At 34.6% G+C, this 14,001-nt stretch carries 10 protein-coding genes; all 10 read right to left on the bottom strand.

Features of this window, described 5'->3' with window-relative positions; genetic code table 11:
* Positions 1-10: 10 nt before the first annotated feature.
* Entirely contained in the window at positions 11-2,869 is a 2,859-nt protein-coding gene (locus RT261_RS10155; RefSeq protein ID WP_313132252.1) for a penicillin-binding transpeptidase domain-containing protein, read from the bottom strand.
* 3 nt (positions 2,870-2,872) lie between these two features.
* Entirely contained in the window at positions 2,873-3,379 is a 507-nt protein-coding gene (mreD, locus tag RT261_RS10150; protein WP_313132251.1) for a rod shape-determining protein MreD, read from the bottom strand.
* A 20-nt stretch (positions 3,380-3,399) separates the two neighbouring features.
* Entirely contained in the window at positions 3,400-4,248 is an 849-nt protein-coding gene (gene mreC, locus RT261_RS10145; RefSeq protein WP_313132249.1) for a rod shape-determining protein MreC, read from the bottom strand.
* A 64-nt stretch (positions 4,249-4,312) separates the two neighbouring features.
* A complete protein-coding gene (locus tag RT261_RS10140) occupies positions 4,313-5,335 on the bottom strand; it encodes a rod shape-determining protein (RefSeq protein ID WP_313132248.1) in 1,023 nt (340 codons plus the stop codon).
* 125 nt (positions 5,336-5,460) lie between these two features.
* Positions 5,461-6,159 carry a RadC family protein gene (gene radC, locus RT261_RS10135; RefSeq protein ID WP_313132246.1) on the bottom strand — a complete coding sequence of 233 codons (699 nt, stop codon included), beginning with the start codon at positions 6,157-6,159 and terminating at the stop codon, positions 5,461-5,463.
* A 48-nt stretch (positions 6,160-6,207) separates the two neighbouring features.
* A complete protein-coding gene (locus RT261_RS10130; RefSeq protein ID WP_313132245.1) occupies positions 6,208-6,483 on the bottom strand; it encodes a DUF4321 domain-containing protein in 276 nt (91 codons plus the stop codon).
* 90 nt (positions 6,484-6,573) lie between these two features.
* A complete protein-coding gene (locus tag RT261_RS10125; RefSeq protein ID WP_313132244.1) occupies positions 6,574-7,860 on the bottom strand; it encodes a methionine gamma-lyase family protein in 1,287 nt (428 codons plus the stop codon).
* Positions 7,861-8,082: 222 nt separating this feature from the next.
* On the bottom strand, positions 8,083-9,039 hold the full coding sequence (gene miaA, locus RT261_RS10120) for a tRNA (adenosine(37)-N6)-dimethylallyltransferase MiaA (protein ID WP_313132242.1): 957 nt from the start codon (positions 9,037-9,039) through the stop codon (positions 8,083-8,085).
* A gap of 83 nt (positions 9,040-9,122) precedes the next feature.
* Positions 9,123-11,150 (bottom strand): DNA mismatch repair endonuclease MutL, encoded by a 2,028-nt coding sequence (gene mutL / locus RT261_RS10115; protein WP_313132241.1) that lies wholly within the window; start codon positions 11,148-11,150, stop codon positions 9,123-9,125.
* 80 nt (positions 11,151-11,230) lie between these two features.
* Positions 11,231-13,945 (bottom strand): DNA mismatch repair protein MutS, encoded by a 2,715-nt coding sequence (gene mutS / locus RT261_RS10110; RefSeq protein WP_313132239.1) that lies wholly within the window; start codon positions 13,943-13,945, stop codon positions 11,231-11,233.
* Positions 13,946-14,001: the final 56 nt, after the last annotated feature.

Here is a 14,001-nt window from a genome sequence, read left to right as displayed (position 1 = left end):
GCAGGATTTATTAATCGGCAAATCCTCTGGATTCCGTTTCCGGTAATTCTGCAAAGCCGTTTACTAACTTATCTTTATCTTCCAAATCAAAATAATAACTGTAAACATCCCTGGTAAGTTCCACCGCATTGGAGGAACCATGTCCGTTTGGAATTACGGTTGTTACTGATATTTCTGGTGCGTTATAAGGAGCATAGGAAACAAATAAAGCGTGGTTGGGTTTTAATTTGCTTTCTTGAGCCGTTCCTGTTTTACCGGCAACGGTTACTCCAAAATCTTTAAACATTTTACTGGATGAACTTCTTGCACCATTTGCAACTTTATACATTCCCTGATGAATTAAATCCCATGTGGAATTTTTAATATCAGTTAATTCTGTATATTTTGCTTTATTATCCAACAAAACATTATTATCTTTATCTTGAATTCTATCCAGCAATGTTAAATCAAAGCGTTTTCCACTGTTTGCAACGGTAGTTACATAGCGGGCAATCTGTACGGGTACATAATCGTTAGTACCCTGGCCAATTGCAGAAGGAACGGAATATTTATCCGAAATATGAGGTTCATATTCTTCTACTTCAACACCGGATTTTTCACCAAAACCAAAAAGTTTTGCATATTTTGCAAGTTTTTCAAGACCCATTTTATCATTATTCTTACCGGTACTGTCCATACCTAAGCGCCATGAACCTTCATAAAAAAAATAGTTACAAGAAACCTCCAACGCAGTAGTAACCTCTACTTTTCCATGGCTATGTGTTGTCCAGTCCCTTGGAGAGGGTTTGATTTTATCAAAAACGGTTTTATCCAAAATGGTTTCTGTTGGACCTACTGCCCCTTCTTCCAGTAAAGCTGTCGCAGAGACCATTTTATAGGTAGATCCCGGTGCGGTCTTTTGCTTGGTTGCACGGTGGTTTAAAGGAAATGTAAGGTCATTATTCAGTTTATTATAATAAGCAGCATCCACTTTATTAGCCAACATGTTATTATCATAACTTGGATAAGAGACCATTGCAAGTACATCACCAGTATTTACATCCGTAACTACAACGGAAGCACTGCAGGGATCTAAAGCTAGCTGTGCAGGAGTAATTTCTAATGTCCTTATTTTATCTGTAACAAAGGAATAAGCCGATATTACATCATTTTCTAAATTAGATTTTTCTTCCTTATTGTATTTTATCACACCTTGGTCAAATAATAAAAGACAAATTTCCTTTCCTGATAATTTATACGAATATACCAAGGATTTATATAATATCTTATCAAATTTACTATCATTTTTTAGTGTATCTACTATGGTTTCCAATAACTTTTCGTAAATTTCTTCTGTATTATAATACTGGTCACTAATATCTAACTTAGTTAAATCAATATTGTTACTTGCAATTGCTTGTTGAAGAAATTGACTAAAGCTGAATTTATTCTCTTCAAAATTACTATAATTGTAGGGAACCGTCTCATTAGACCCACTGCCGGAAGTGCTGCTACCCCCAGATGTACTAAGAATTAGTTTACCTTTCACTAATAATTCTGAATAGATATAAGAAATATAATCTTTTTCTTCTTGTGACAAACTGCTATATAAAGAAGTATTTTCATAGGCAAGTAGAGATTTGATTTCACGTAAGGCATCTTTTTGTTTTGATGAAAACTTATTATATACCTGTTTTTCTAATGCTGTGGCATCGTCTTTATTTAAAGCATTTACATCAATTACATTATTATTAATTAAATTATAGTAAACATCATAAATCGGTATACGAATATCAGAAGCAGATGTACCTTTTGTCCCTGCATTCATGCTATTATTTATTTTGGATAATAAAATACCTGCCAGATTCTTCTCAATTATGTGATAAATTGCTTTTTGCAAATCGCTGTCTATTGTTAAATAAATATCGTTTCCCGCAACAGGGTCAAGACGGTCAATTGTATCCAGATACTTTCCTAAGTTATTTACAGAAATATTCTCTAAGCCCTTAGTTCCGGCAAGGTAGGATTCAAATTCTTTTTCAATACCGGATTTGCCGATAACATCGGAACTGTTGTAATCAAATTCTTTATTTTTTTCTAACTCTTCTGCATTTATTAAACCGGTATAGCCCAGTATGTGGGCAAAATATACACTTTCATTATACTTACGATAAGTTTGCTGTTCAATCTCAACTCCTGGAAGAATTTTGCTGTTTTCCACTATGGCAGCCACCGTTTCATCACTTACATTGGATGCAATAATAATCTGATTGTATTTTGGGTAGTTGGTATAGATGGCATAACGTAAGGTCATAATCTTTAATGTTTCTTCCAAGGTGTAATCATCTGAAATAGCAAACATATATTTACCATGTCTCATATGTTCAAATACTTCCTGAGCAGTAGCATTTTTTTCTTCCTCAGTTAACTCATTTACCGAACGGTGCCCATATACATTTTTCTTAAATCGTAATTCTGCGTTACCTTCCACAGTAAAATACAATTCTCCACTTTCATTAATGGATATACCAAATTCACTCTCTATTTCATTTCCGTGTTTTTCTAATAGGGTAATCAATTTATGAAGCATGGTATTTTTGTCAGCATTATTATTAAGTTCAGTATTTTCTTTCAAAACCACCGCAAAGGTAAGCTCATTATAGGCTAATAAAACGCCCTTTTTGTCATATATATTTCCTCTTGCACTTTTAAGCTCTCTTGTTTTTACTCTTTTTAAAGAAACATCTTTTGAATGTTCCTTTCCTTGGACAATTTGAAGTACAAAAAGCCTATTTACCAAAGTACCAAATAATATAATAAATATGAGACCAATGGGAACTAACCTGGAGGTAACCATTTGTTTTAATTTTTCTATAATAATATCAAACATAACTTAGACCTCCTTTTGTTCAGCTTTTTCCATATGTTTATTAATAATATAAAATAACTTAAGTAAAAAAATTGATATTAATAAGGTATATACGATTTCTGGCAAACCAATTCTTGTAAAGTAAAAGAAGATGTTTAATTTACCTCTTAACAAAAAATTAAAAACATAGTATAAGAAGAAATAAAAAAAGTTGCTGATGCCTACTAATATTATAGGGATGATTTGGTCGTCTCTTTCAAATACGATATTAGCAAAGCCATTAATATATCCAATTACCATATACATAAACGCATATAAGCCAATTAAATTTCCAAAGCATAAATCTACTAATAGACCACAAAAGAATCCGACTGTTAAACCAGACTTTCTACCTCTTAAAAATCCATTGGATACGGTTAGTATTAATAACAGATTTGGAACAACATTAGCAAGAGCTATCCATTGGAATATTGTGGTTTGTAACAAAAAACATATTAAAATTTCAATGGCAATAATTATAAATCGTTTCACGAATATCCTCCCGGGATAACTTATTCCAGTTTTTCTTTAACTTCTGTAATAATTAAAACTTCTTGTAAATTTTCAAAGTCGACAGCTGGCGTTAAATCTGCTGTTTTAGATAGATTATTGGAATCTAAGGTTATATTACTTATGTAACCTATTAATATTCCTTGTAGATATTTAGGACTAATATTTGAGGTTACTACTTCATATCCATCATATATATCAGCGTCTTTTTTTATTAATTCTACTGGTAATACACCTTTTTCTAATTTCGCTAAGTCTCCTTTAACTACACAGATATCAGAAGTTTTTAAAAACATACCACTGACACTACTGGAGTCGTCAATAATGGATCGTACAATTGAATGGTTTTTTCCAACCGTTTCAATAATTCCAACTAAACCATTACCGGCAATTACATTCATATCTACTGCAATGCCATCATCAGATCCTTTGTCGATGGTAAAGGTATTAAACCAATTGTTTGGATCTGCACTTATGACTCTTGCAGCAACTTTTGGATAATCGGCATATTTTTTATCTAATTTATATAAATCACGAAACCTGTCTAACTCATATTTATCTTGAAGAAGAATCTTGTTTTCATAAGATAAAACATTATTTTCTTCTTTTAACCGAGTGTTTTCTTCCTCTAATTTATTTAAACTAGCTATTTTTTCAAATCCATTAAACACGGAATGCCCTACGGTATTAATACCTTTTTGCATAGGACTAATGATGTTTCCAACAGTTGCTTTAAATGGAGATAACTCATCCCCAAATTGATAAGAAAGAAACATTAAAGCAAAACAAAGGATAGCGACAGCTATGAACACATGTTTCGGATTCAGATTTAACCTAGTCCGTCGTCTCATAATAATCTCCATTCTGCCGAAACACCACGAATTTGGGTGTCAGCTTTTTTATATATCCTGAATTTTAACCAAAATTAGCCTGTTTTTGTGTCAGGGCTAAGGAGGATAGTTTAGGATCCTCAATAATTCGTCCCAAACCACTTACTACAGTATTGGATGCATTTTCACAAACATTTATCATTAAATCTGTTTCTTGTGCAATTAATTCTTTTAAACCAAGTATGGATGCTGAACCACCAGTCACATAGATACCTGAATCAATAATATCCGAAGAGATTTCTGGTGGAGTTCTCTCCAGAATAATTTTAACTGAATCTACGATAGTATGGAAATGTTCCAATATAGATTCATAAGCCATGGCAGAACTAACGTCTACCTCAGTAGGAAGTCCTGTTACAAGGTTACGTCCATATATTTTTATACTTTTTTCTTCTTTCGGAAGTGCAGAAGCTAATTGAATCTTAATATATTCTGCTGTTTTATCTCCAATTACCAAGTTGTAAGTTTTTTTAACAAAGGATTTAATAGTTTCATCGAATCGATTGCCGCCAACTGGTACCAACTTACTGATAACAATGCCGCCTAAAGACATAATGGAGATTTCTGTAGTATCAGCTCCGATATCTACTACCATAACACCCCTGGCATTAGTAACATCCAAACCTGCTCCAACAGCATCCGCAATTGGTTTTTCTACCATACGTATATTTTTAGGTTTCGCATTAGAACTTGCTACCAAGTCAAAAAATGCTCGCTTTTCTACTTCTGTAATGTCAGTTGGAGTTGCCAAAACAAACTCTGCTGAAGAAAAACGGCTGCTCCTTGCATTAATTTTCTTTAATAAATAATTTAATAATTCAAGCATATTCACTAAGTCTGCAATTACACCATTCCTAACCGGATAGGTAACTTGAATATTAGTAGGTGCTTTTCCATACATTTCATAAGCTTCATTACCTACTGCTATTATCTTTTTCTTATTTGCAATTGCAATTACATTTTTCTCGTCGAGTATAATACCTTCGTTTTTATGGTATATCTTAATGGTGCTTGTTCCAAAATCAATTCCATATATTTTTCCTGCCATACAAGCTGTCTCATTCCAAATTTATAACACGTCATTGGAACAGAATCATTTGTGATGCTCACCATATAATTCATCAATTCCAAAATACTAACAAAAAGGCAACGGTGATTACACCGCCCTGGAAATTATAAATAGCCTTCTTCACCAAGACTTATATATCTATTATCTCCAATAATTATGTGATCCATAAGCTTAATACCTATTAAATTTCCAACTTCTTTTAGTCTTTTTGTAGTATGTATATCTTCTTTACTAGGTGTGGGGTCTCCACTGGGATGATTATGTAAGATTATAATATTTACTGCTTCATACTTTAAAGCATGAAGAAATATTTCTCTTGGGGACAATAGTGAACTATTCACAGTTCCGGAAGAAATAATCATATCTTTTAATATCTTACTTTTTGAATCCAACATAATAAGAAGAACTTTTTCCTGGGTCAAATGACGCATATCCTGCATATAGTAATTAGCAACTGAAGATGGACTGGTTAAACGAATTGCATCTGCGCCAGTGGCTTTTGCCATTCGTTTTGTCAATTCGGTCATACATAATAATTGTATTGCTTTTACTCTTCCGATTCCTTTGATGGATATCAGCTCTTTCATATTCATATGATTAAGTCCAAGTAGTCCAGGATAAACCTTAGAGTAATTTAAAACCTTAGTTGCAACATCTACTCCTCGTTCATTCTTAGAACCGGAACGTATAATTACTGCAAGAAGTTCTGCATCAGACAAAACACTGGGCCCATATTTTTCACATTTTTCATAGGGCCTTTCAGATAATGGTAATTCTTTAACGGTATAAAACTTTTTATTCATGATTCCTCCTAATCTTCTCTCTCCAAGAAAATAGCAGGATGCCTATTATTAAAGCTTACGGTAGATAATGATTCCCAAGACTATTCCAATTATTCCGGCTATGGTAAATTTAATTCTTATTCCAAAGTTGATTACCAAAACGCCTAAATTCAGGCTTACGGTACTATGGTCATTTCCATTGCCAATACCAAACTCCTGACCATAATTAAGCCATGATAAATAAGGTACATCTTTTGCTAAATAACCGATAAATCCTCCTAAAACAACACCTGCTAAAATAATTAGCAACAGTGCCCATGAATTTTTACCGCCAACTCTAGACATAAAAGTTTCCTCCAATTATACCATTTCTAGTGTCCATTCTAACACAAATCCATATGTTTGTATACTAAAATTCCATAAAATCCTTATACCTTATAACTGTATTAAGTTTTCCTCATAGAGTTTTTGAACTGACATGAGAATACCAAGTTTTCCATGGTACCAGGTTAATCCTCCTTGAAAATATACAGCATAAGGCGGTTCAATTGGGGCATCTGCGCTTAGCTCTATAGAAGATCCCTGAACGAAAGCACCGGCCGCCATAATTACGTCGGAGTGATATCCCGGCATAGGCCATGGCTCAGGAACTACGTAACTATCTACAGGTGCGGCAGCCTGAATCCCTTTACAAAATGCTATAACACCCTCAGGGCTTCCCAAAGTGATTGCCTGTATAATATCATAACGGTGTTCTGTTCCATTAGGAATTGCGGTAAATCCTAACTTTTCGTAAATATTTGCCGCATAGATAGCTGCTTTTAAAGCTCCTGATACAACCTGTGGAGCCATAAAGAAGCCCTGATACAACAAACTATTAATGCCTAATGTAGCACCTACTTCTTTACCAAGTCCAGGAGCAGTAAGGCGAAAGGCTGCATTATCAACATATTCTTCTTTTCCTACTATATAGCCGCCAATAGGTGCCAATCCACCACCCGGATTTTTAATTAAAGAGCCTACGCATAAATCGGCTCCCACGTCCGTTGGTTCTATTGTTTCCACAAATTCACCGTAACAATTATCTACCATACAGATTACATCAGGTTTCAAATTTTTTATATAGGAAATTAGTTCTCCAATTCGTTTTACAGATAGGGTTGGTCTGGTTGCATAACCTTTAGAACGTTGAATGGTAACTAATTTTGTTCTGTCATTAAGTGCATTTTTAATTCCGTCATAATCAAATTCACCATCCGGCAAGAGATCAACTTGAGCATAGGTAATACCATACTCTGCTAAAGAACCTCTGGATTCACGAATTCCAATAACTCCCTCTAAGGTGTCATATGGTTTTCCGACCGGAGATAAGATTTCATCTTCCGGGCGAAGGTTACCGGATAAAGCAGTGCTTAAAGCATGAGTTCCACTGATTAGCTGTGGCCTTACAAGGGCAGATTCTGCATGAAATACGGAAGCATATACACTTTCTAAAGTATCACGGCCTATATCATTATAGCCATATCCTGTGGTAGCTGCAAAATGGATATCACTCACTCTGTTATCCTGCATAGCCTTTAAAACCTTCAACTGATTATATTCAGCGATTCTATCTATTTCATCAAAGCGTTCCTTTAGATTTTGCTCAATTCTTTCGCAGAAATTTAGTATTTTGTTATCAATATGAAGATCATTATATATTTTATTTAATTGCGTATTCATTCGTTTTCCTTTCCTGTATAAATATCATGTCAAATTTATTGAGATAAGCGGTTAGAATAGTTTGTTGTAATAAACTCAAGTTGTATTATTTTTTATATCGTTTTGTCAGGTCATTGGGAACGCAGTGAAAAATTTTCAAGATACCTTGTATTTTCACTGCGTCTATAATGACCTTTTATAAAATTATTTGTTCTTATTATGAAAAACATTACACATTACACTTTATATTATATTTTTCAACTGAACTTCTTGTATTATTGCTTCTAATACTTCAGCTTCATGGTTATTGTACCGGTCCTTATTTATCCAAGTCACATCTTTTTCACGCTTAAACCAGGTTAATTGACGTTTAGCGAAATGTCTTGTATCTCTTTTTAAAATATAGACTGCCTCTTCTAAGGTACATTTACCTTCAAGATACTCTATAATTTCCTTGTACCCTAACCCTTTCATGGAAACCATGTCTTTCGTACAACCCATGTCTAATAAATGTTTTACCTCTTCTATCAGCCCTTGTTCCAACATTATATCAACCCGCTTATTGATTCTTTCATATAGAACCTCTCTCTGATTATTTAATACAAAATAACAGAAATTATAGGGAGATTCTTTTTGTCTTTGTTCTTCATTATGTTCTGATATTTTATTCCCGGTCAGTTTGTAATATTCCAAGGCACGAATTACACGCTTTATGTTATTTGGATGAATGGAATTTGCAGATGCCGGATCTACTGCCTGTAACATAGAATGAACATAAAGTTCACCTTTTTCCTTAACTAAATCTTCTAATTCCTTTCTATAGGAAATCTCATGGGAAGTATCTTCATCATTTTCCTCAAAGTCAATACCATACAGGACTGCTTGTATATAAAAACCGGTACCTCCTGCAATAATCGGAATTTTGTTTTTTGCATAAATTTCTGCCATGTACTTTTCTGCATATTCCTTAAACTTCACAACATTAAAATCTTCTTGAGGATTAAGTTCATCAATAAGATAATGCTTGATACCCTCCATTTCGGAGGGCATTATTTTCGCAGTTCCAATATCCATATGTTTATACACCTGCATGGAATCAGCAGAAATAATCTCTCCATTGACAGCTTTGGCAAGTTTAATGGATAAATCGGTTTTTCCTACAGCAGTTGGCCCTGTTAAAATAATCAATGGTTTCTTCATAAAATACTTCCTTTATAATTACTTATTATGATAATAAGTTTTAATATATATTTGAGGAATATACTCAAATACTTGTATCTAAATTAAACAATTCTCTTAAATTTCTTTTCTAATTCATATTTACTCATGGAGATTATAGTTGGTCTGCCATGAGGGCAATGATAAGGATTTTCTAAAGTCAGCAGCTGATCAATCAAAGAAGAAGCGTCTTGAGAGGAAATTCTATGATTTCCCTTTACTGCTGCTTTACAGGAAACGGAAGCTATTTTCTCCAATATAATATCCGGTGTTTCATTATGAGCCTCATCAACCAATTCGTCAATCATTTCAATAAGAATTTCTTTTTGAGCCAAACCGAACAAATCACCGGGAATAGCACGAACCGCATATTCCTTACCGCCAAACTCTTCTATTTCAAAACCAATACGCTTTAATTCTTTGCTGTATTTTTGAATTATCTCTTCTTCTCTCATGCTCAAAGAAAGAATCACAGGTGGTTCCAACATCTGTGCGTTATATTGCTTTTCATGAAGTGCTTTCATTGTTTTTTCATATAGTACCTTTTCGTGAGCTGCATGCTGATCAATTAAATACATTTTATCTCTGAATTCAACGATCCAATAAGTAGAGAATACTTGTCCCACAATTCGGTGATTTTCTTTCGCTTTCTCTGATATAAAGGAAAGCTGTTCCGGTTTGCTTATGATTACAGAAGAATCGTTAAAAAAAGATTCCTTTTTATCTGCATCAGAAGAAACATCATTCGTATCTAAAGTATTATACTGAGTGGTTTCTTTAATCACAGGAGTTGCAGTTTTAACCACTTCTTGAAATTTTCCGATTTCTGTTTCTTTTATTAATTCCTTTGTTTCTTCTGAAACAGGCGTATTATTAAGATTCAGATCACCTGCTGCATCCATATATCTATTATAGGTATATGAACTTGAACTCCCTTTATTGCCTGCTCCGTAATTAAGCAGGGAATTATTATTTGAAACTAAATTCTCATTCTTTTCTTTTAATTCTTCCATTCTTCGATTGACTTCAAATGGTTCCGGTATTTTCTCAGTAATAACAACTTTCTCTTTGCTTTTATCTTCTAATGAAACAGAAGGTATTAACTCTTTTCCCTCTAAAGAATTTTTAACAGCATGATAAACTAGCCGATAAACTTCATCACCGTTCTTAAAACGGATTTCTAATTTAGCTGGGTGTACATTTACATCAATTAACTCACTTGGAATATGCAAATGAAGACAGGTAAAAGGATAACGGTGGGTCATAGAAAAGGGCCGAAATGCTTCTTCAATTGCTTTGCTGATTAAGCTGCTCTTAATGTATCTTCCATTAATAAAATAATTCTCATAATTGCGGTTTCCCCGGGAAACAATAGGTTTTGCAATAAAACCATCTATACTCAGCCCATCTGCATCACCTTCCACCGTTACCAGATGAGATGCTATATCCCTTCCATAAACATGATATATAATATCTTTTAAATTATTATTTCCCGATGTGTGAAGCTTAATTTGGTTATTATTAATAAATTTAAAGGCAACGTTTGGATGAGATACCGATAAACGTTCCATCAGGTCACTAATGTATCCGGCTTCCGTAACCGGAGATTTTAAGAACTTTCTTCTTGCCGGTGTATTATAGAAAAGATTTCTTGCGATAAAGGTAGTACCGCCGGGACAGCCTATATGTTCCATACTCTTCTCTTCGCCCCCTGCAATTTGGTATCTGATACCTGAGAAAGCTTCGGCTGTTTTAGTCACAAGTTCCACCTGGGCTATAGCAGCTATACTGGATAACGCCTCACCACGAAATCCCAAACTGGAAACACTTAACAAATCCTCAGCTGTTCTAATTTTGCTGGTGGAATGTCTTAAGAAAACCAGCGGCATGTCCTCTTCATCTATACCGGAACCATTGTCCGTAATTCGAATAAAGCTGATACCGCCCTCCTTGATTTCTACTGTAATGGCATTAGCACCTGCATCTATAGAATTTTCTACTAATTCCTTTACCACCGCCGCCGGACGTTCGATTACTTCACCGGCAGCTATTTGATTAATCGTGCTCTCGTCTAAAACCGTTATTTTCGTCATATGTTCACCTCTATTCTTTCTAAATTAACGTAAAGTACTACTATTAAAGTACCAAATGTATTCTATGTACCAGATTAGTTCTAGTGGATTTTTTGCTGTAATTCATAAAGTATATTCATGGCCTCCATAGGAGTCATAGAATTTAAATTGATCGTCTTTAATTCCTTTATAATATCTTCATAGGGATTTAAGACATCATTAAAATCAAAGAATGACATCTGATTTGGTATATCCGTATGCTTTTTCTTTGCTTTATAATGAGGATTTGTTTCATTATCTGCTTCAGCAACATAATCCTTATCAGAAGAATCATCCGGTATGTTTTCCTGATTACTGTGGGAATCCGCAATTGCCCTTGCTTTTTCCGTAATGTCATTTTGACTTAATTCTTCTACAATTTCATTTGCCCTTTTTAATACACTTTCAGGAACTCCTGCTAATTTAGCTACCTGAATTCCATAGCTTTTATCAGCACCGCCTTTTACTATTTTACGAAGAAAGACAATGTCTTCTCCCTGCTCTTTTACTGCAATGCAATAATTATTTACACTGTCTAGTTTGCCTTCTAATTCAGTCAATTCATGGTAATGGGTTGCGAACAATGTTTTTGCTCCTAATAGCTTCGGATTACTGATATGTTCTACCACAGCCCATGCAATACTTAATCCGTCAAAGGTGCTGGTACCTCTTCCAATCTCATCTAAAATAAGTAAGCTGTTTTTCGTTGCATTTCGGAGTATGTTGGCTACTTCCGTCATTTCAACCATAAAGGTACTTTGACCGGAAGCCAAGTCATCGGATGCACCCACACGAGTAAAGATTCGATCTACAATTCCGATATTGGCATAGGCAGCAGGTACAAAGCTTCCTACCTGAGCCATTAATACGATCAATGCAGTCTGTCTCATATAGGTCGATTTTCCAGCCATATTAGGACCGGTAATAATAGAGATTCTTTTTTCCTTATTATTAAGATAGGTATCATTAGCCACAAACATATCGTTGGAGATCATCTTTTCAACAACTGGATGTCGGCCGTCCTTGATGTCGATGACACCGTCTTCATTAATAGACGGTCTGACAAAATTATTTCTTTCAGCAACTAAGGCTAAGGATGTAAATACATCCAGTTTTGCCACAGATTTAGCTGTTTGCTGGATACGGCTTACTTCCGATGCGATCTTGTCACGAACTTCACAGAATAAATCGTATTCTAAAGAAAATAATTTATCCTCAGCACCTAAAATTACATCTTCCAATTCTTTTAATTCAGATGTTGTATAACGCTCGGCGTTGGTTAAAGTCTGTTTCCGAATCCAATTTTCAGGAACCAGATTTTGATAAGAATTAGTTACCTCCAGATAATACCCAAATACTTTGTTAAATTTAATTCTAAGATTCTTAATTCCGGTTTTTTCTTTTTCCCTGCTCTCCAGTTCGGCCAGCCATGTTTTCCCTTTTGTTTTGGCTTTACGAAGCTTATCCACTTCTTCATGAAAACCATCTTTGATGATACCGCCTTCTCTAACAGTAATAGGCGGTTCTTCTACTATGGACGTTTCAATTAAGCTATAAAGGTCTTCCAGTGGATCTAAATTATCAAAAATACTTTTTAATAAATTACTGGAAGATGTATTTAATAAAATCTTAATATGTGGAAGCATGGACAAGGAGGACTTAAAGGCAATTAAGTCTCTAGGTCCCGCACTTTTATAACTGATTCGTCCCATCAGACGCTCTAAGTCGTAGATAGGATTTAAATATTCCCGTATTTCTTCTCTCGTAATTACACTATCGTTTAATTCCGCTATGGCATCCAAACGGATATTGATTTCTTCCTTATCAATTAGTGGCTGTTCCAGATAATTTCTTAATAATCTTGCACCCATGGCAGTCTTTGTCTTATCCAGCACCCAAAGAAGAGAACCTCTCTTTTGCTTCTCTCTTAAGGTTTCTGTCAATTCCAGATTACGTCTTGTGGAACTGTCTAATAGCATATATTTACTTGTCACATAAGGCATAATTTTGGTCAAATGGGTTAAGGAGTTCTTTTGTGTCTCATATAAATACTGTAATACGGCACCGGAAGCAATAACACCAATGGTATAATCTCTTAAACCAAGACCATCTAAAGAAGAAACATTAAAATGTTCCTTTAAGGATTTGGCACATCCCTCATCATCAAAATACCAGGCTTCCAAATTGGATATGGAAATCTGAAGCCGGCTTTTCAGGTCGTCTATATCTACACCACTTACTAAAAATGTACTATTACATATGATTTCAGAAGGATTGAATTTTGTGATTTCGTCCAGTAATTTTCGGTCGGAGTCTACTTCCGTAACATAAAAATCACCGGTTGTTACATCTACCGTACTAATTCCGTAGGCATTTGTAGTATGTACGATTCCCATTAGATAATTATTCTTGCTTTCATCCAATGCCTGAGGATTGATATTGGTTCCGGGTGTTACAATTCTTATGACTTCTCTTCGAACAATTCCCTTTGCAGCCTTTGGGTCTTCTACCTGCTCGCATATGGCAACATGATAACCCCGGCTTATTAACTTACTTAAATAGCCGTCCACTGCATGATAGGGTATCCCGCACATAGGTGCTCTCTCCTCCAATCCGCAGTTTTTACCTGTCAAAGTTATCTCAAGTTCTTTCGAACAAATTATCGCATCTTCAAAGAACATTTCATAAAAATCACCCAAACGGTAAAATAAGATACAATCTTTATATTGGCTTTTTAGTTCCATGTATTGCTGCATCATTGGTGTTAATTCTGCCATGGTTAATCGTCCCTTCTAAACATATGGTATTTTATTTATTTATCTTTTATATTCTC

The organism is Anaerocolumna sp. (assembly GCF_032079385.1).
In the GTDB taxonomy this organism is placed as follows: domain Bacteria; phylum Bacillota; class Clostridia; order Lachnospirales; family Lachnospiraceae; genus Anaerocolumna.
The sequence above is the reverse complement of the archived record's forward strand: the minus strand, read 5'-3'. Positions and strand labels throughout refer to the sequence as shown.